Annotated in this window: 14 protein-coding genes; 5 read left to right on the top strand and 9 right to left on the bottom strand. The window is 73.3% G+C overall.

Features of this window, described 5'->3' with window-relative positions:
* Positions 1–205 precede the first annotated feature (205 nt).
* Positions 206–1,996 (bottom strand): aspartate--tRNA ligase, encoded by a 1,791-nt coding sequence (gene aspS, locus ACL03H_RS21970; protein ID WP_412813190.1) that lies wholly within the window; start codon positions 1,994–1,996, stop codon positions 206–208.
* Between the two features lie 407 nt (positions 1,997–2,403).
* On the opposite strand from aspS, the gene ACL03H_RS21965 reads away from it, so the two are divergent.
* The 3 genes from ACL03H_RS21965 to ACL03H_RS21955 all read left to right on the top strand — a co-directional run bounded on the left by ACL03H_RS21965 (position 2,404) and on the right by ACL03H_RS21955 (position 7,192).
* Entirely contained in the window at positions 2,404–3,423 is a 1,020-nt protein-coding gene (locus ACL03H_RS21965; protein WP_412813189.1) for a hypothetical protein, read from the top strand.
* A gap of 665 nt (positions 3,424–4,088) precedes the next feature.
* On the top strand, positions 4,089–5,288 hold the full coding sequence (locus tag ACL03H_RS21960) for an APC family permease (protein WP_412813205.1): 1,200 nt from the start codon (positions 4,089–4,091) through the stop codon (positions 5,286–5,288).
* Between the two features lie 641 nt (positions 5,289–5,929).
* Positions 5,930–7,192 carry a YibE/F family protein gene (locus tag ACL03H_RS21955; protein WP_412813188.1) on the top strand — a complete coding sequence of 421 codons (1,263 nt, stop codon included), beginning with the start codon at positions 5,930–5,932 and terminating at the stop codon, positions 7,190–7,192.
* 15 nt (positions 7,193–7,207) lie between these two features.
* On the opposite strand, the gene ACL03H_RS21950 is transcribed toward ACL03H_RS21955, so the two are convergent.
* The 3 genes from ACL03H_RS21950 to ACL03H_RS21940 are packed head-to-tail and all read right to left on the bottom strand — an operon-like array spanning position 7,208 to position 9,828.
* Positions 7,208–7,849 carry a hypothetical protein gene (locus tag ACL03H_RS21950; RefSeq protein WP_412813187.1) on the bottom strand — a complete coding sequence of 214 codons (642 nt, stop codon included), beginning with the start codon at positions 7,847–7,849 and terminating at the stop codon, positions 7,208–7,210.
* On the bottom strand, positions 7,846–9,117 hold the full coding sequence (hisS, locus tag ACL03H_RS21945) for a histidine--tRNA ligase (protein WP_412813186.1): 1,272 nt from the start codon (positions 9,115–9,117) through the stop codon (positions 7,846–7,848). The genes ACL03H_RS21950 and hisS overlap by 4 nt, the downstream gene beginning before the upstream one ends.
* Before the next feature lie 33 nt (positions 9,118–9,150).
* Entirely contained in the window at positions 9,151–9,828 is a 678-nt protein-coding gene (locus ACL03H_RS21940) for an MBL fold metallo-hydrolase (protein WP_412813185.1), read from the bottom strand.
* 179 nt (positions 9,829–10,007) lie between these two features.
* On the opposite strand from ACL03H_RS21940, the gene ACL03H_RS21935 reads away from it, so the two are divergent.
* Entirely contained in the window at positions 10,008–10,838 is an 831-nt protein-coding gene (locus ACL03H_RS21935) for a peptidylprolyl isomerase (protein WP_412813184.1), read from the top strand.
* 56 nt (positions 10,839–10,894) lie between these two features.
* Positions 10,895–12,082 carry a cytochrome P450 gene (locus ACL03H_RS21930; RefSeq protein WP_412813183.1) on the top strand — a complete coding sequence of 396 codons (1,188 nt, stop codon included), beginning with the start codon at positions 10,895–10,897 and terminating at the stop codon, positions 12,080–12,082.
* A gap of 97 nt (positions 12,083–12,179) precedes the next feature.
* Here the strand turns inward: ACL03H_RS21930 and ACL03H_RS21925 are convergent, their stop codons facing one another.
* The 5 genes from ACL03H_RS21925 to yajC form a co-directional block, all read right to left on the bottom strand.
* Positions 12,180–14,492, bottom strand: a complete 2,313-nt coding sequence (locus ACL03H_RS21925) for a RelA/SpoT family protein (RefSeq protein ID WP_412813182.1) — start codon at positions 14,490–14,492, stop codon at positions 12,180–12,182.
* 186 nt (positions 14,493–14,678) lie between these two features.
* On the bottom strand, positions 14,679–15,224 hold the full coding sequence (locus ACL03H_RS21920; RefSeq protein ID WP_412813181.1) for an adenine phosphoribosyltransferase: 546 nt from the start codon (positions 15,222–15,224) through the stop codon (positions 14,679–14,681).
* On the bottom strand, positions 15,224–16,429 hold the full coding sequence (secF, locus tag ACL03H_RS21915; RefSeq protein WP_412813180.1) for a protein translocase subunit SecF: 1,206 nt from the start codon (positions 16,427–16,429) through the stop codon (positions 15,224–15,226). The genes ACL03H_RS21920 and secF overlap by 1 nt, the downstream gene beginning before the upstream one ends.
* A 2-nt stretch (positions 16,430–16,431) precedes the next feature.
* A complete protein-coding gene (secD, locus tag ACL03H_RS21910; RefSeq protein ID WP_412813179.1) occupies positions 16,432–18,057 on the bottom strand; it encodes a protein translocase subunit SecD in 1,626 nt (541 codons plus the stop codon).
* 389 nt (positions 18,058–18,446) lie between these two features.
* The gene (yajC, locus tag ACL03H_RS21905; protein ID WP_412813178.1) at positions 18,447–18,893 is read right to left on the bottom strand and encodes a preprotein translocase subunit YajC; all 447 of its coding nucleotides are present in this window, start codon (positions 18,891–18,893) and stop codon (positions 18,447–18,449) included.
* Positions 18,894–19,117: the final 224 nt, after the last annotated feature.

Here is a 19,117-nt window from a genome sequence, read left to right as displayed (position 1 = left end):
AACCACGACCATTCCGACGCATGCGGGCCGGAACACCGGCCCGCGCCCGGTCCGGCGCCTCCCACGTCACCCCTGACGGATCCGGGCGGCACCCGCGTTGCACCGGCGCGGAGACCGATCGTCGCGCGATCGGCGGAACCTCCCCCGGTCCGCGCCGGAGCAGCGGGCGCACCCGGACCCGCGAGCCGTCCGGGTGCGCGGCGGGTCAGCTCTCCGGCTGGGCGGGAGCGCCGGTCTTGACCGCGGGCTTGGCATCCACGCCGGCCTCCTTGCGCTGGGCCGCCGTGATCGGCGCGGGAGCGCTGGTCAACGGGTCGAAGCCGCCGCCGCTCTTCGGGAAGGCGATGACCTCGCGCAGCGAGTCCGCCCCGGCCAGCAACATGCAGATCCGGTCCCAGCCGAAGGCGATGCCGCCGTGCGGCGGCGGGCCGAACTGGAAGGCGTCGAGCAGGAAGCCGAACTTCTCCCGCGCCTGCTCCTCGGAGATGCCCAGCACCGAGAACACCCGCTCCTGCACGTCCGCGCGGTGCACGCGGATGGAGCCGCCGCCGATCTCGTTGCCGTTGCAGACGATGTCGTAGGCCCAGGCCAGCGCGCGCTCCGGGTCCTTGTCGAAGTCCTCGGCCCAGTCGGAGTTGGGCGCGGTGAACGGGTGGTGCACCGCCGTCCAGCGGCCGGTCCCGACCGCGACGTCGTCGGTGTCGGCGATGGACTCGAACATCGGCGCGTCCACGACCCACACGAACGACCAGGCGTCGTGGTCGATCAGGCCGCACCGCTCGCCGATCTCCAGCCGGGCCGCGCCCAGCAGGCCCCGCGCGGGAGAGCGCTCGCCCGCGGCGAAGAAGACGCAGTCGCCGGGGGCGGCGCCGACCGCCGCCACCAGGCCCTCGCGCTCGGCGTCGGAGAGGTTCTTGGCGACGGGACCGGACAGCGTCCCGTCCTCGCCGACGAGCACGTAGGCGAGGCCCTTGGCCCCGCGCTGCTTGGCCCAGTCCTGCCAGGCGTCCAGCTGCCGCCGCGGCTGGCCGCCGCCGCCGGGCATGACGACCGCACCGACGTAGGGGGCGCGGAAGACCCGGAACGGGGTGTCCTGGAAGTACTCGGTGAGCTCGGTGAGCTCCAGGCCGAAGCGCAGGTCCGGCTTGTCGGTGCCGTAGCGGGCCATCGCGTCCGCGTAGGTCATCCGCGGGATCGGGCGGGGGATCTCGTGCCCGACGAGCTTCCACAGCGCGGCGATGATCTGCTCGCCGAGCTCGATGACGTCGTCCTGCTCGACGAAGCTCATCTCGACGTCGAGCTGGGTGAACTCCGGCTGCCGGTCGGCGCGGAAGTCCTCGTCGCGGTAGCAGCGGGCGATCTGGAAGTAGCGCTCCATGCCGCCGACCATGAGCAGCTGCTTGAACAGCTGCGGGGACTGCGGCAGCGCGTACCAGCTGCCCGGTTGCAGGCGCGCGGGGACCAGGAAGTCGCGGGCGCCCTCGGGCGTGGAGCGGGTCATCGTGGGCGTCTCGATCTCGACGAAGTCGCGCTCGTGCAGGACTTCGCGCGCCGCGCGGTTGACCTCGCTGCGCAGCCGCATGATCCGGGCCGGGCCGGAGCGGCGCAGGTCCAGGTAGCGGTGCTTGAGGCGGACCTCCTCACCGACCTCCAGGTGCTCGTCCAGCGGGAACGGCAGCGGGGCGGATTCGGAGAGCACCTCCAGCTCGGAGGCGTAGACCTCGATCTCGCCGGTGCCGATCTCGGGGTTCTCGTTGCCCTCGGGGCGGCGGACCACCTCACCGGTGATGCGGACGCAGAACTCCGCGCGCAGCCGGTGGGCGCGCTCGGCCATCTCGCCTTCGCGGAAGACCACCTGGGCGACGCCGGAAGCGTCGCGGAGATCGATGAAGATCACTCCCCCGTGATCGCGGCGGCGCGCCACCCAGCCGGCCAGGGTGACGGTGTGCCCGGCATGACCGGCGCGAAGCGATCCGGCCTCGTGCGTGCGCATCACGGGTACTGAGCTCCTCTTCAAGTCGACGAGAGCGACAACTGCGGGCGTCCGGCGGCGCGCGCGGATCCAGCTGCCCTCCGGGCGGCGGAGCCCGATGCGGCGCGGACGCGGAAGTGCCCAGGCTATCCAACGGGGCGATCGAGCCGTCCAGCAGGTTTTCCCCGGAGCGCCGCGCCCCGGTGGGACGCGCGGAGAGATCCATCCGGGTGGAGGCGGCGACGCCCGGAACGGGGAGTTCCCCGCCCGCGCCGGTCGGACGAGGGCGGAGCGGAGAGCCGCACCGCCGGAAAGCGCGCCGATTTCACCTCACACTTTAGTGGGTGCGCGGAACCGCTACTTGATCGTTGCGCGGCTGGATCTCACTCATTAGCGTAAGTTCGCGAGTTCGGCGGACACGAGGAGTAACTATGACCGGTCCGAAGACCGACATCCGTTCCACGTCGCGCACTGCCGTTCGCAGCGACCCGGCTCCGCAGTTGTCACCCGAGCTCGCCGAACTTCTGCGAACCGGACCGTTCGAGGTGGCGCTGCGCGCGGCGATCCGCTCCAGCCGGCTGAGCCTGGAACGCATCCAGCACCGCCTGCAGACCCGCGGCACCCCGGTGAGCATCACCGCGCTGAGCTACTGGCAGTCCGGCAGGCGCCGCCCCGAGCGCCCGGACTCGTTGCTGGCGCTGCAGCAGCTGGAGAACGTGCTGGGCGTCCCGGACGGCGCGCTGTCCGCCCTGCTCGGGCCGCCGCGGCCGCGCGGACGCACCCGGCAGGCCGCGCACGACGCCCCGCCGCTGAGCGAGCTGTGGTCGGAGAACGAGTCGGCGGTGGAACTGCTGACCAAGATCGACACCAGTCACGACAGCAAGCTGACCAGGCTCTCCCAGCACGACGTCGTGCACATCGACGCCTACGGCGATCAGCGGATGGTGCGCGCGAGCAAGCTGGTGCGCGCCGAGGCCAACGGCGCCGATCGCTGGGTGGTGATGTTCGACGGCGCCTCCACCTGCCCGGTGTCGCCGACCATCCGGCCGCTGCGCTCCTGCCGGATCGGCCAGGTGCTCACCGACCACGCCCGGGACGTGATCGTCGCTGAGCTGCTGTTCGACCGGCCCCTGGAACGCGGCGAGACGATGCTGCTGGAGTACGAGATCAGCGACATGCCGGTGGGGGCGAACGAGCCGGAGCACACCTTCTGCCGGCTGTTCCGGCTGCCGGTGCGGCAGTACGTGGTGGAGCTGGAGTTCGACCCGGCCTGCCCTCCGGAGCACGTGGAGAGCTTCGTCGGCGACTCGGCGGCGAACGAGGTGGCGCAGCCGAAACCGCTGTCGCTGGACCGGCACGCGCGCACGCACGCGGTCACGCTCGACTTCGGGATGGGCGTGTTCGGCGTCCGGTGGCAGCCCTCGCGACGCGACCTGCTCGACGGGCGCTGATCCGGCTAGCGCCCCTCAGCGACCACCCGCGCGTCCGGGAGCGGGCACCCCAGCGCTGCTCCGTTCGGGAACCGTCACCAGACACCCTGAGTAGCCACCGCTGCCCGGGTGCGCCGCAATTCCGCCGCCTCCCGCGACGCCGCCGCGACGCCGAAACGCGGACGCGGACTCCCGCTCGGATCGGCATCCCGAGCACGGTTCGCATTCGATTCCCGACCGCCCCGACGCGCGCGACCGGGTCCCGTTCAGCGGTCGGCAAGCACCTCCCCCGGTGCACGCGGCGCGGGCCGGTGCTCTCCCGTCCGCAGGACCGCAGTGCGGGCGCGTCCCGCCCGGGACGGGCGCTCGAACGAGCACGTCAGCGGGGATCGCGTCGATGTTCCCGGTGGCGTTCCGCGATGCCTAGGATCTGATGCGGCGGCACGCGGTCGAGCGAGACGCGCCGGACGAGCCGCCGCGCGGGGACGCTGGACGAACGGCGCGCGGTCGCGGCCGCGACGGCTGCCGACCTCCTGCTTCCGCCTGCTTCCGCCTGCTTCCGCAGAGGAACCGCCCGGGGCCGAGGAGAACGAGTGACCGACGCCGACGACGCCGACCGCTCGGCCGCCGCGGGCTTGGCACGACGGCTGGGCACCGCCGACGCAGTGGTGATCGGGCTCAGCTCGATGATCGGCGCCGGGGTGTTCGCCGCGTTCGCTCCGGCCGCCGCGGCGGCGGGGGCCGGACTGCTGATCGGGCTGGCCGTCGCAGGCGTGATCGCCTACTGCAACGCCGCCAGCTCCGCGGCGCTGGCCGCCCGGTATCCGCGCTCCGGCGGCACCTACGTCTACGGTCGCGAACGCCTCGGCCCCTGGTGGGGTTTCACCGCGGGGTGGGGATTCGTCATCGGCAAGACCGCCTCGTGCGCGGCGATGGCGATCACCTTCGCCAGCTACGTGACCAGCGAGCACGCCACACCGCTCGCGGTCGCGGCCGTCGCGGCCCTCACCGCGGTCAACTGCTTCGGCGTCACCAAGACCGCCAGGCTGGCCCGGCTCCTGCTCGCCCTGACCCTCGCCGCGCTGGCGGTGGTGCTGGCCGGGATCTTCGGCGGCGGACGACTCGACGTTGGGCACCTGGGTGCCGTCGAGCAGTGGACCAGCGGCGGCCTGCCGGGAATCTCGCAGGCCGCCGGGCTGCTGTTCTTCGCCTTCGCGGGTTACGCCCGCATCGCCACGATGGGCGAAGAGGTCCGGGATCCGCAGCGCACCATCCCTCGCGCCATCCCGCTGGCGCTGGCGATCGCGCTCGTGGTGTACGCCGTGGTGGGCGTCGGGCTGCTGCTGGTCCTCGGCCCTGCCCGGCTCGCGACCTCAGCCGCGCCCCTGGCCGACGCGACCGAAGCCGGCGGCCTCGGCGGCCTCGCCCCGGCGGCCACCGCGGGCGCGGCCGTGGCCAGCCTCGGCGCGCTGCTGGCGCTGATCACCGGGATCGGCCGCACCACCCTGGCCATGTCCCGCAACGGCGACCTCCCCGGCTGGTTGGCGTCGGTGCATCCGCGCCACCACGTGCCGCACCGAGCCGAAGCGGTTCTCGGCCTCGTCGTGTGCGTGCTGGTGCTGACCCTGGACCTGCGCGGGGCGATCGGGTTCTCGTCCTTCGGCGTGCTCGTCTACTACGCCATCGCCAACGCCTCGGCCTTCACCCTCCCACCCGAGCAGCGGCGCCCGCCCCGCTGGCTGGCCGCCCTGGGGCTCGTCGGCTGCCTCACCCTCGCCGCGACCCTGCCCTGGACCTCGGTGCTCGCCGGGCTCGCCGTGTTCGCCCTCGGCCTCCTCGGGCGCGCGATCGCGCTCGCCCGCGGCACGTGCCGACGCGGCGGGTGAACCGGCGCGACGCCTGCCGCCTCCCCAGCGCTTCGCGGCCGGCCGGCCCGGTCTGCCGCTCGCTTCCGCGCCGGGGGTGGGCGGGATGCGCTGGCACGATCTTCGCGAGGCGGCAGCGGCCGTGCGCGCGCTGAGGCACCCCATACGATTGGCGGGTGACCGACGTGCCTCCAGCAGGGCCACCCGGCGGCGGAGAGCACCGCCGGCCACGGCCGGGCCGACCGCGACCGCCCGGACGCCCCGGCCCCCCGCCGGGCTCCCCGGAGCCCGGTTCCGCGTCCGATCCCCGAGGCGGTCCCGCTCCGGACGGACCGCGCGCGCGGCGCCGCAGGCCGGACGACCCGACCCGGGCGCCCGGGCCCGGCGCGGCGAGGCCGCCGGAGCGCCCCGGGCCCGCCGAACCGGGACGGCGGGCCGCGCCGCGCTCCCGGCAAGCGCGGGGCGAGCAGCGCCCCCGCGACTCCGAGCACGGCGCCGAACGCGGGGCTTCCGGGCCCGGCACCGGCGAGAGCGCCGCGGGCGGACACCGCGCGCCCGAACCCAGCCCCCCGCGCACCGGCGCCACCGCCCTCAGCCACGGGCACGGGCACGGGCACGGGCACGGGCACGATGATCCGCCCGCCTCGCGCACGGTGCGGCGAGTGCTGGCCTTCGCGCTGGTGCCGTTCGCGATCGCGGCCATCGTCGGCGCGCTGCTGCTCTACCCCTTCGGCCACCAGCAGCGCACCGGAGCCGACCTCGGTCTCGGCCAGTACCCCGTCAACGGCGAGGTCGTCGCCGCCGCCGCGGGCGGGTGCGGTGACTCCGACGGCTGCGTGACGTTGCAGGTGCGGATGGACGACGGCCCCGCCCAGGGCCGCACCATCGCCCAGATCATGCCCGTCGAACCCGGCACGCCCCGGTTCTCCGTGGGCGACCGGGTGGTGCTGTCCTACGCGGGGGCCAACCCGGACGAGGAATCCTCCTACCAGGTCGTCGACTTCCAGCGCGGCAGCCCGCTGCTGGTGCTCGGCCTGGTGTTCGCGGTCTCGGTGCTGCTGCTCGGCAGGTGGCAGGGGCTGGCGGCGCTCGGCGCGCTGGCGCTGAGCTTCGCGGTGCTGATCGGGTTCGTGCTGCCCGCGATCCTGGCTGGCGAGAACCCGCTGCTGGTGGCCGTGGTCGGTTCCGGGCTGATCATGTTCGTGGTGCTGTACCTGACGCACGGCATCTCGGCGCGCACCTCCACGGCGGTGCTCGGCACGCTGCTAAGCCTGTCGCTGATCGGCGGGCTCAGCGTGCTGTTCTCGGCGACCACGCAGCTCACGGGGCTGGACGACGACACCTCGAACCTCATCGCCGCGCTCGGCACGCCCATCGACGCGCGCGGGCTGCTGCTGGCGGGAATCGTGATCGGCGCGCTCGGCGTGCTCGACGACGTCACCGTCACCCAGACCAGCGCGGTCTGGGAGCTGCGGCGGGCGAACCCGACGCTGGGCTGGCGCAGGCTGTACCAGGCGGGGCTGCGGATCGGGCGGGACCACGTGGCCTCGGCGGTGAACACGCTGGTGCTCGCCTACGCGGGGGCCTCGCTGCCGCTGCTGCTGGCGTACTCGCTGTCCGGGCGCTCCTTCGGCGAGATCGTCAGCACCCAGGCCGTCGCGCAGGAGGTGGTGCGGACCCTCGTCGGCAGCATCGGCCTGGTCGCGGCCGTCCCGATCACCACGCTGATCGCCGCCCTCGTCGCCGCCCGGGAAACCCCCGCGCCCCAGGAGACCGCCGAGGCTCAGGAAGTCACCGGGTCCCAGGAAGTCACCGGGGCTCAGGAGCCCGCCGGGTCCCCGGAGGTCGGGAGCCCGGCCGCGGAGCGCGAGACCCGGAGCGCTCCGACCCGCGCCACCCGGCGCCCCGGACGGCCGCGGGCCTGAGCCGGTACCGGAGCGCTAGCCCAACGACGTCACGAAGGTCGCCACCGCCCGCGGGTGCAGCTTCTGCGCCACCCGCCCCTGCGGGGCGGCGGAGGCCAGCTGGTACAGCGGCCGGGCGGCCGCCGGATCGCCGCGCGCCTCCGAGCGCAGCTGCGCCACCACCAGCTCCGAGAGGACCAGGGCGTGACCGCTGCCCACCGCGGCCAGCGCGTCGGCGATGCGCCGCAGCGCCAGCACCTCCAGCTCGCGGCCGCCGGTGCCCGCGTACATCGCGAGCGCCACGCTGATCGCCTTGCCCTGCGGCGGGCCACCGACCAGCAGGCTCACCGTGCGCATCCCGCGCAGATCGGTGATCACCACGTCCAGCCGGTCCGCGGTGCGCAGGTCCACCACCCGGGTGCCCAGCGCCCGCACCGAAACCCGGCCGTCGCTGAGCCAGGTGGTCTTGCGGGCCTCGCTCCACGCCAGCAGCAGCAGCGGCACCGCCACCACCGCGATGCCGACCGCGAAGCCCACCGGGCCCGCGACCAGCCCGACGACGCCGCCGAAGGCCGCGCCCAGGACCAGCCCCGCGATCATCACGTTCCGGGCGCGCTTGCGCACCGAGGCGCGGTCCAGCAGGTCCAGCCCGACCCGCTCCCCGCTCGGCTCGCTCACCGGCCGGACTCCGCCACCGCGCGGCTCACCTCGGCCACCAGCTCGTCCAGCGGCACCGCCCGCTGCTCCCCGGACCCGAGGTCCTTGAGCTGCGCGCTGCCCGCCTCCACATCGCGCTCGCCGAGCACCAGGGCGAACCGGGCGCCCGAGCGGTCGGCGGCCTTCATCGCGCCCTTGAGCCCCTTGCCGCCGTAGGCGAGGTCGACGCGCACGCCCGCGTCGCGCAGGCCGCCCGCGACGGCCACCAGGCGCCGCTTCGCCGCCTCGCCCAGCGGCACGCAGTACACCTCGCAGCGCGCCTGGTCCCCGACCTCGATCCCCTCGGCGCGGCACGCCAGCAGCGTGCGGTCGACGCCGAGCCCGAAGCCGACACCGGAGAGCTCCGCCCCGCCGAGCTGCGCCATCAGGCCGTCGTAGCGGCCGCCGCCGCCGATCCCGGACTGCGCGCCGAGCCCGTCGTGGACGAACTCGAAGGTGGTCTTGGTGTAGTAGTCCAGGCCGCGCACCAGCCGCGGGTTCTCCACGAACGCCACGCCCAGGTCGGTCAGGTGCTGCTTGACCTGCTCGTAGTGCTCCTTCGACTCCGCCGAGAGGTGGTCGACCATGAGCGGTGCCTCCGCGACGAGCTCGCGCACCTCCGGGCGCTTGTCGTCGAGCACCCGCAGCGGGTTGAGCTCGGCGCGCTGACGGGTCGCCTCGTCCAGCGGCAGGGCGGCGAGGAACTCCTGCAGCTTCGCCCGGTACTCGGGGCGGCAGGCGGCGTCGCCGAGCGACGTCAGCTCGATGCGGTAGCCGGTGAGCCCGAGCCGCCGGTAGCCCTCGTCGGCCAGGGCGATGACCTCGGCGTCCAGCGCCGGGTCGTCCACGCCGATCGCCTCGACGCCGACCTGCTGCAACTGCCGGTAGCGCCCGGCCTGCGGCCGCTCGTAGCGGAAGAACGCACCGCTGTAGTGCAGCTTCACCGGCAGCTGGCCGCGGTCGAGGCCGTGCTCGATGGCGGAGCGCATGACCCCGGCGGTGCCCTCCGGGCGGAGCGTCACGGAGCGGCCGCCGCGGTCGGCGAAGGTGTACATCTCCTTGCTGACCACGTCGGTGGACTCGCCGACGCCGCGCGCGAACAGCGAGGTGTCCTCGAACAGCGGCAGCTCGACGTAGCCGTACCCGGCGCGGCGGGCGGCGTCCGACAGCGCGTCGCGGACGGCCAGGAACCCGGCCGATTCCGGCGGGAGGTACTCGGGAATGCCCTTGGGGGCGGTGAAGGTGCTCATCAGGGGTGTGTCGCTGTCCTCAAGCTGGGTCGGTCACCGGTCGGCGGGCACCAGGTCCTGCAGGAACGGGTTGCCCGCGCGCTCGCGGCCGATGGTGGTGGTGGGTCCGTGGCCCGGCAGCACGACCACGTCGTCCTCCAGCGGCAGCACCCGCGTGCGCAGGGTGTGCAGCATCGTCTCGTGATCGCCGCCGGGCAGGTCGGTGCGCCCGATGGCCCCGGCGAACAGGGTGTCCCCGGCCAGCAGCAGCCGACCGCCCTCGTCCGTGCCGACGCCGAACAGCACCGACCCGCCGGTATGGCCGGGGCTGTGGGTCACGCTCAGCCGCAGGCCCGCGAGCTCCAGCTCCTCGCCGTCGGCGAGGTCGCGGACGTCGGCCGGCTCGGTCAGCGGCGGCAGCGCCGCGAACAGCTCCGCGCCCTGCGGGCCGAGCGAGGCGGCCGGGTCGGTGAGCATGTACCGGTCGGCGGGGTGGATCCACGCGGGCACGTCGTGCGCGCGGCACACCTCGCCCGCGGAGTAGACGTGGTCGAAGTGCCCGTGCGTGAGCAGCACCGCGACCGGGTTCAGCCCGTTCTCGCGGATCTGCTCGTCGAGGGCCGCCGCGGCCTCCTGCCCGGGGTCGACGATGACGCAGTCCGCCCGCTCGCCCGTGGCGAGCAGGTAGCAGTTCGCCTGCAGAGGTCCGGCCGGGAACCCGAGCACCAGCACGCAACGCGCCTTTCGTCGTCGGACACGAACTCCACCCCCGCCGCAGCACGCGGTCGGCCGGGGCCGTGGCCTGTTCAGCCTAGAACATGGTCGCGCACGGTCTGGTCGTTCCGGTCAACCGGGCGGCCCATAAACTCGACGTCGTCCTGATCGTGTCGGAGCCCCCGGGGAGGGAGCAGGTGCCGAGCAACGAACAACGTCGCCAGTCCGCCAAGCGGAAGCTCGAACGCCAGTTGGAGCGTCGGGCCGAGCAGGCGAAGCGGCGACGGATGATCACCGTAGGCGCCACGGTGGTCGTGGTCATCCTGGCCGTAGCGGGCGTCGTCTACTTCATCAACACCGGCGAGGAGTCCACCGCCGCCCCGCAGGAGCAGCCACCGGCCCTGCAGATCCCCACCGAGTCCGCGCCGCCGCCCGCGCGCCCCGCGCCGCTGGCGAGCCCGGTGTCCTGCGAATACCGCCCCGATGGCGAGGCCGCGAAGCCGGTGCAGCCGCCGGCGAACGGGGAGGCGCCCAGCACCGGAACCGTGCGGGCGTCGATCGACAGCAGCGTCGGGCGGATCCCGCTGACGCTGGACCGCTCGCTGGCCCCGTGCACGGTCAACAGCTTCATCAACCTGGCCGAGCAGGGCTACTTCGACGGCACCTCCTGCCACCGGATCAGCACCGAGGGCTTGCAGATGCTGCAGTGCGGCGACCCGACCGGCAGCGGCAGCGGCGGTCCGGGCTACGCCTTCGACGACGAGACGTTCCCGGAGCTGAAGTACGGCCGGGGCTACCTGGCGATGGCGAACTCGGGGCCGAACACCAACGGCAGCCAGTTCTTCATGGTCTACGGCGACGCGCCGCTCTCGCCGGACTACACCGTGTTCGGCACGATCTCCGAGGACGGCCTCCAGGTCATCGACGAGGTCGCGCGCGCCGGTCACGACGGGGCGTTCGACGCCCAGGCCGGCGGCGGGCACCCCAACACGGAGGTCACCTTCAACAAGGTCACCGCCGAGGCGTGACCCGATCCGGGTGCGCCCGCCCAGGCGGGCGCACCCGGTGCTGGCGGAGGCACCGCATGACCGAGTTCCCCGACCCGGCCGACCCGGAGTTCGTGGCCGACCCCTATCCCGCGTTCCGCGCGCTGCGCGAGCGGGGGCCGCTGCACCGCCACGAGGGCTGGGGCGCGCACGTCGCCGTCTCGCACGAGCTGTGCTCGGCGGTGCTGCGCCACCGTGACCTGCGCCGGGTGTGGGTGGACCGGGCTCCCGAGGCCGAGTTCGAGGCGTTCAACGCGCTGCACCGGCTGAGCATGTTGGAGAACGAGCAGCGGCTGCACGGCAGGCTGCGCGCCGCCGCGGCCCCGCTGTTCCACCGCCGCGCCGTCGCCGCGATGCGCGGCACCATCACCGAGCTCGTGGGCCCGCGCCTGGACCGGCTCCGCGAGGAGATCGAGGAGCGCGGCCGGGCCGAGCTGATGTCCGCCCTCGCCGGGCCGCTGCCGGTGGACGTGATCGCGGCGCTGCTCGGCTTCCCGCTGCCCGACGGGCCGGTGCTGCGGGACTGGTCGAACCGGATCGTGCGGATGTACGAACCCGAGCTCGACGAGGCAGGCCGCCGGGACGCCGAGCGCGCCGCCGGCGAGTTCCGCACCTACGTCGCCGAGCACGTCGAGCACCGCCGCGCGCGTCCCGGCGAGGACCCGCTCAGCGCGCTCATCGCCACCGGCGCCCTGAACCGGGACGAGCTGGTCGCCACCTGCGCGCTGCTGCTCATGGCGGGCCACGAGGCGAGCGTGAACGGGATCGGCAACGCGGTCGTCGCGCTGCACGACCACCCCGCGCAGCGGCGCCTGTTCCGACGGCTCAGCGATGATCCGACGGCGGTGGCCACCGCCGTCGACGAGCTGCTGCGCCACGACACCCCGAACCAGCTGTTCGAACGCACCGCGGTGCGGGACGTGGAGGTGTCCGGGCACCGCGTCGAGGCGGGCGAGAAGGTCGTGGTGCTGCTGGGCGCGGCCAACCGGGACCCGGCCGCGTTCACCGCGCCGGACGAGCTGGACCTGACCCGCTCGCCGAACCCGCACCTCGCGCTGGGCGTCGGGGCGCACTACTGCCTCGGCGCCCCGCTGGCGCGGCTGGAGATGGGCGTGGTGCTCGCCGAGTTCGCGGCCCGCTTCCCCGAGTTCTCGCTGGCCGAGCGCCCCCGGCGTTCCGGCGCCTTCGCGCTCCGCGGCTACGAGCGCGTCGAGATCACGGCCTGAGGCCTCGTCCGCCGGGAGCACCGAGCACCGGTCTCCCCCCGGGGGGCACCGGTGCGGTCGCGACGGCACCTGCCGGCGCGCGCGACCTCGGCACCGGTCACGCCGCCGAGGTCACCCGGTAGACGTCGTAAACGCCCTCGATGTTGCGGACGGCCTTGAGGACGTGGCCCAGGTGCTTGGGGTCGCCCATCTCGAAGGAGAAGCGGCTCACCGCCACCCGGTCCTTCGAGGTCGTCACCGAGGCGGACAGGATGTTGACCCGCTCGTCGGCGAGCACCTTCGTCACGTCCGAGAGCAGCCGGTGCCGGTCCAGCGCCTCCACCTGGATGGCGACCAGGAACACCGAGGACGACGAGGGCGCCCAGTGCACCTCGACCAGCCGCTCGGGGGACTTGCGCAGGTCGTCGGCGTTGGTGCAGTCGGTGCGGTGCACGCTGACCCCGCCGCCCCGGGTGACGAAGCCCAGGATCTCGTCGCCCGGCACCGGCGTGCAGCAGCGGGCGAGCTTGGACCACACGTCCCCGGCGTCCTTGACCAGCACGCCCGAGTCCCCGGTGCTGCGGCGCCGCTGCTGCACCGTGGAGGGGGTGGAGCGCTCGGCGATCTCGTCCTCGGCCTGCTCCACGCCCCCGATCAGCGCGACGAGCCGCTGCACCAGGTGGTGCGCGGAGACCTGCCGCTCCCCCACCGCCGCGTACAGGGCGGTGACGTCGACGTAGTGCAGCTCGCGGGCGACGGCGGCGATGGAGTCGGCGGTGACCAGGCGCTGCACCGGCAGGCCGAGCCTGCGGATCTCCTTGGTGATCGCCCCCTTGCCGTGTTCGAGGGCCTCCTCGCGGCGCTCCTTGGCGAACCACTGCTTGATCTTCGCCTTGGCGCGCGGGGACGCCACGAACGACAGCCAGTCCCGGCTCGGTCCGGAGCCCTCCGCCTTGGAGGTGAAGATCTCGACGACCTCGCCGTTCTCCAGCTTGCGCTCCAGCGCCACCAGCCTGCCGTTGACCCGGGAGCCGATGCAGCGGTGCCCGACCTCGGTGTGCACGGCGTAGGCGAAGTCCACGGGCGTCGACCCGGACGGCAGCGTGATCACATCGCCCTTGGGCGTGAACACGAAGATCTCGCGGGTGGCGAGGTCGTAGCGCAGCGACTCCAGGAACTCGCCGGGGTCGGCGGCCTCCCGCTGCCAGTCGAGCAGCTGGCGCATCCAGGCCATGTCGTCGACCTCGACGGCCGACTGGCCGCCGCTGCCGTTGCGGCCCTTCGTCTCCTTGTAGCGCCAGTGCGCGGCGATGCCGTACTCGGCGGTGCGGTGCATCTCGCTGGTGCGGATCTGCACCTCCAGCGGCTTGCCCTCGGGGCCGATCACCGTCGTGTGCAGCGACTGGTAGACGCCGAAGCGGGGCTGGGCGATGTAGTCCTTGAACCGGCCGGGCATCGGCTGCCACAGCGCGTGCACCACGCCCATCGCCGCGTAGCAGTCGCGCACCTCGTCGACGAGGATCCGCACGCCCACCAGGTCGTGGATGTCGTCGAAGTCCCGGCCCCGGACGATCATCTTCTGGTGGATCGAGTAGTAGTGCTTCGGCCGCCCCTCGACCTTCGCGGCCAGCCGCGCCGTCTCCAGCTGGCCGGACAGCTCCTGGGTGACGGTGCGCAGGTAGGTGTCCCGGGACGGCGCGCGGTTGGCGACCAGGCGCACGATCTCGTCGTACTTCTTGGGCTGCAGGATGGCGAAGGCCAGGTCCTCCAGCTCCCACTTGATCGTCGCCATCCCGAGCCGGTGCGCCAGCGGCGCGAGCACCTCGAGGGTTTCGCGGGCCTTGCGCGCCTGCTTCTCCGGCGGCAGGAAGCGCATGGTGCGCATGTTGTGGAGCCGGTCGGCCAGCTTGATGACGAGCACGCGCGGGTCGCGGGCCATCGCGATGATCATCTTGCGGATGGTCTCGGCCTCCGCGGCCGCGCCCAGCTTCACCTTGTCCAGCTTGGTGACGCCGTCCACCAGGTGCGAGACCTCGTCGCCGAAGTCGGCGCTGAGCCGCTCCAGCGAGTAGTCGGTGTCCTCCACCGTGTCGTGCAGCAGCGCCGCCACCAGCGTGGTGGTGTCCATGCCCAGCTCGCCGAGGATGGTCGCCACGGCCAGCGGGTGCGTGATGTACGGGTCACCGGACTTGCGGCGCTGGTGGCTGTGCTTGTCCTCGGCCACGTCGTAGGCGCGCTGCAGCAGCGCCAGGTCGGCGTGCGGGTGCAGCTCCCGGTGCACGGCCGCGAGCGGTTCGAGCACCTGCTTGACCTCCGCGGGACGCTGCGCCGTGATTCGCCTGGCCAGGCGCGCCCGCACCCGCCTCGTGGCCGAGGCGGGACGTGCCTGTTCGGTTCCCGCTGAAGCAGGAGACTCGACCTCTTGGCTCACCGCGCGCTCCCGGGCATGGAGGGGACGTTGCACCCGGGTCCCGAAGCGGTCACGACCCGGACATCGAGAATAACGCCGTTCGGGCTACTACCCTTCCCCGGCCGTCCCCCGAAACGTTGAACGGTCACTCTCAGCTTTGAGAAGACGGTAAAAGTTCACCGGAGCCGATCAGCTCAGCCGAACTCCTCACACCGCCAGCAGCGCCCGGACCTCGGCCGATGACACCCGCGCCCGACCGCCCAGGCCCGTCAGCTCCAGCACCACGGCGGCGGTGTCGACCTTCGCCCCGGCCCGGCCCAGCAGCTCGCAGGCCGCGGTGAGGGTCCCGCCCGTGGCGAGGACGTCATCGACCAGCAGCACCCGCTGGCCGGGCCGCACCGTGTCGGCGGCCAGCTCCAGGCTCGCCGCGCCGTACTCCAGCTCGTAGTCCACCCGGTCGGCGACCTCCGGCAGCTTGCCCGGCTTGCGCAGGCCCACCACACCGGTCCCGCAGGCGTGCGCGACGGCCGCGCCGAGCAGGAAACCGCGCGCCTCCACCCCGGCGACCACGTCGAAGCCGCCGCCCTCGCCGAGGGCGCCGACGACCGCCGCGAACGCATCGCCGTCGGCCAGCAGCGGGCTGATGTCGCGGAACAGCACGCCCGGCTCCGGGAAGTCGGGAACCTCCCGGACGAGCCGCGCCGCTTCCGCCAGGGCCGGGTGGACGACGCGGAGGTCGCCGGTGCCCGGCATCAGCGCCGCCGCTTGCCGGTCGGGCGCGCGGACTTGCCCGCCGGGCGCCGCCTGCTCTGCGGGCTCTCGCCCTGGGCGGAGCGCTTGCCCACCGGCGCGCTGGACGCGTTCGCCAGCGGACGCCGCTGCTCCGGCTCCTCCTCGTCCGGGACCGGTTCCCCGGCCTCCTTCGCCGCCGCCCTGGCGCGGCGCTGGCGCACCTTCGCCGCCTGCTGGCGGTACTTCGGGTCGCGCATCTTGAAGTCAACCAGCAGCGGGGTGGCCAGGAAGATCGACGAGATGACACCGGCGAGCATCCCGACCAGCTGCACCAGGGCCAGATCCCGCAGCACGCCCACGCCGAGCAGCCAGGCACCCACCACCAGCAGGCCGATCACCGGCAGCAGCGCGATGACCGAGGTGTTGATGGAGCGCATCAGGGTCTGGTTCACCGCGAGGTTCGCGGCCTCCGGATAGGTGCGCCGGGTCAGGCCGAGCAGGCCGCGGGTGTTCTCCTTGACCTTGTCGAACACGACCACGGTGTCGTACAGCGAGAAGCCGAGGATCGTGAGCAGCCCGATCACCGTGCTCGGCGTGACCTCGAAGCCGATCAGCGCGTACAGGCCCGCGGTGACCACGACGTCGTGCAGCAGGGCGATCAGCGCCGCGACCGCCATCCACTTCTCGAAGTAGAAGGCGAGGAACACGGTCACCAGCACCAGGAACACGCCCAGCGCCAGCAGCGCCTGCTGGGTGATCTCACCGCCCCAGGTACCGCTGACCGCGCTGTCGCTGACCGCGGCCGGGCTGGGACGCCCGTCGGAGCCGAGCGGCTGGAGCCGCTCGTAGAGGGTCTCCTTCACCTGCGCTACCTGCGCGGAGTCCAGCGACTCGGTGCGGACCTGGATGGTCTGGTTGCCTCCGCTGCCGACCATCTGCACCGTCTCGGCGGGCTGGCCCAGCGCCTCGCGGAACGCCTCCTGGACCTCGTCCTCGCTGATCGGGCCCTGCGCACCGACGGCGGGGACCTGGAGCTTCGTGCCGCCCTCGAAGTCGATGCCGAGGTTGAAGCCCTTGATGCCCATCGCGCCGATGCAGACCAGCACGAGCAGGCCGAGGGAGACGTACCAGCGGACGCGCTTGCCGATGATGTCGAACGCGCCGGTACCGGTGTAGAGGCGCTCGAAGACGCTGCCGCCCTCGGCGGCGGGGCTCTGCGTGGCCACCGTCAGGCCTCCTTCGAGGTGGAAGCGCCCTGGCGGCGCGCGGGGCGCTGCGCGGCCGCGTGGCGCTGCACCGCGCCGAGACCGGACACCGAGGGCTTGGACAGGAACTTGCTCTTCGAGGCGAGCGCCACCAGCGGGTGCGTCACCAGGAACACCACCACGAGGTCGAGCACCGTGGACATGCCCAGGGTGAACGCGAAGCCCTTCACCTGGCCGACGGCGAGCACGTAGAGCACGGCGGCGGCGAGGAAGCTCACCGCGTCGGCGGACAGGATCGTGCGCCGGGCCCGGATCCACGCCCGGGGGACCGCCGAGCGGAAGGTGCGGCCCTCGCGGATCTCGTCCTTGAGGCGTTCGAAGAAGACGATGAACGAGTCGGCGGTGATGCCGATCGCGACGATGAAACCGGCGATGCCCGCGAGGTCGAGGGTGAAGCCGATCCACCGCCCGAGCAGCACCAGCACGCCGTAGACGATTCCGCCGGAGAGCACCAGCGAGAGCACCGTGAGCACGCCGAGCAGCCGGTAGTAGGCCAGGCAGTACAGCGCGACCAGCAGCAGGCCGATGCCGCCCGCGATCAGGCCCGCCTCCAGCGAGGCGCTGCCCAGCGTCGCCGACACCGTCTCGGCCTCGGACTGGTCGAAGGCCAGCGGCAGCGAACCGTACTTGAGCACGTCGGCCAGGTCGGTGGCGCTCTGCTGGTTGAAGGTCCCGCTGATCGAGGCGTTGCCGCCGAGCAGGGCCATGTTGATCACCGGCGCGGAGACGACCTCGCCGTCGAGCACGAACGCGGCCTGCTGGCCGACGTTGGCGGAGGTGAAGTCCGCCCAGCGCTTGCCGCCCTCGCCGGTGAACTCCAGGCTCACGGTCCAGCTCGGCTGCTGGTTCTGCGGGTTCGGGGGCTGGGCCGCGGCGTTGGCGATGTCGGTGCCCTCCATGAACACCGGCTCCAGCACGTACTTCTGGGTCTTCTGCTGGTCGCAGGTGACCAGCGGCAGCTTCGGGTCCGCGTTGCCGCGCAGCGGGTCCTCGGCGTTGCAGTCGAGGCGCGCGAGGGCCTCCATCTGCACGTTCGGATCGGTGCTCTGGCGGGTCCGCTTCGCTTCCTCGATGGCCGCCTGCTGCGCCGCGGGATCGGCCTGGTCCGGCTGCTGCGCGTGCGCCGCCTGCGGGGCCGTGCCCGAGGGAGCGCCCGGCGGAGCCGGCGCGTCCGGCGGGGTCGGCACCGGCGGCGGGGCCTGGGCCGGGGCGACCATGTTCGGAACGACCTTGCGGAAGTCCAGCTCAGCGGTCTGGCCGAGCTGCTTGGCCTCGTCACCGCCCTCGCCCGGCACGGTGATCACGAGGTTGGAGCCGTCGAGGCTCACCTCGGAACCGGAGATGCCCATGCCGTTGACGCGGGTCTCGATGATCTGCCGCGCCTGGTTGAGCGATTCCTGCGACGGGGGCTGCCCGTTCGGGGTGCGCGCGGTCAACGTCACCCGGGTTCCGCCCTGCAGATCGATGCCCAGCTTGGGGTTGGGCTTGTGATCGCCGGTGAGGAACACCAGTCCATACAGCGCCACGACGATCAGCGCGAAGATCGCGAGGTAACGCCCTGGGCGAAGCTGCCCGGCCGGAGGTGCCACGGTGCGTCGGTCTCCTGTCCACGTTCTGCGAAGCGGTCGGGGCACCGGACCCGCAGGGCTCGGCGCCCGCGATCTGATGCCCCGGAGGACGGGCCGCGTCCGGCGGCCCGGGGCGGCCGGTGATCACAGTACGCGCCCGGTCGGCACGAGCACGCGGCGTGATCCGGCAACGCCGGTGTCCAGTCTGCCAGGCGGCGCGTGGACGGAGCCGCGAGGGGCGCGCCCGCGACGCCCCGAGCTGCGAATATCGCCCGCGGCGGGCGGAACCGGGCGCGGGCGGGGGGCGTCGTGAACTCGCCAAGCGGGTGCGCGCCGCGCGGCACTCGGCCCGGTGCCGCGCGGGCACCGGGCCGTCGAGCGGCCGGTGCGATCACCGGCCGCCGGCGAACTCAGCTGGTCTTCTGCTTCTCGATCGGCTCGGCGACCTGCGCGGTGGACTCGGTGGTCGTCGCGGTGGTGTCGACGTCCTGCCCCGCGACGTCCTTCGCCTCGTCCCGCGCCGCGGAGTCGTTCAGCTCGGTCTCCCCGGCGGCGGTCTCCGCGCCGTCCTCGGCGGGGGTCTCCGACGCGGTGTCCGCGACGACCTTCTCGCGGATCGCGGCCCGCACCCAGGTCGTGACGACGCCCGGCGCGATCTCCAGGTCGATGCTGTCCTCCGAGCTCGACACGACAGTGCCGAACAGTCCGGAGGTCGTCATCACCCGGTCACCCGCGCTCAGCGAGTTCTGCAGCCGCTGCTGCTCCTGCATGGCCCGCTTCTGCTTGCGCGCCTGCAGAAACATCGGCACGGCCAGCAGCACGATCAGCAGGGGCAGAAACAAGGATTCCAGTGACATCATGCTCCGTTCGGCGGACGCCGTGAGGACTGCCCGGCCACCAGCCGGGGCGCCCGAATTGTTCGGATGTTGCGCTTCCAGTGTGCCAGCCCTGTCGATGGGCACGTCTGCGCCCGCCGGGCCGCGCAGGGCGGGCCGAGCTCCGGCAGGCACGGCCTCGGCCGGCGACGCCGCGCAGCCTATCGCCCTCCGGTGGCCGGACTCACAGCACCGGCCGCGAGCGG

Source organism: Saccharopolyspora antibiotica, assembly GCF_047200635.1.
Classification (GTDB): Bacteria; Actinomycetota; Actinomycetes; order Mycobacteriales; family Pseudonocardiaceae; genus Saccharopolyspora_C.
This window is presented reverse-complemented; position numbering and strand designations above follow the sequence as displayed.

Coding starts and splice junctions, on each gene's coding strand:
- ACL03H_RS21965 (WP_412813189.1), top strand. CDS start 2,404: ATGACCGGTCCGAAGACCGACATCCGTTCCACGTCGCGCACTGCCGTT.
- ACL03H_RS21920 (WP_412813181.1), bottom strand. CDS start 15,224: ATGCCGGGCACCGGCGACCTCCGCGTCGTCCACCCGGCCCTGGCGGAA.
- ACL03H_RS21960 (WP_412813205.1), top strand. CDS start 4,089: ATGATCGGCGCCGGGGTGTTCGCCGCGTTCGCTCCGGCCGCCGCGGCG.
- hisS (WP_412813186.1), bottom strand. CDS start 9,117: ATGAGCACCTTCACCGCCCCCAAGGGCATTCCCGAGTACCTCCCGCCG.
- ACL03H_RS21930 (WP_412813183.1), top strand. CDS start 10,895: ATGACCGAGTTCCCCGACCCGGCCGACCCGGAGTTCGTGGCCGACCCC.
- yajC (WP_412813178.1), bottom strand. CDS start 18,893: ATGTCACTGGAATCCTTGTTTCTGCCCCTGCTGATCGTGCTGCTGGCC.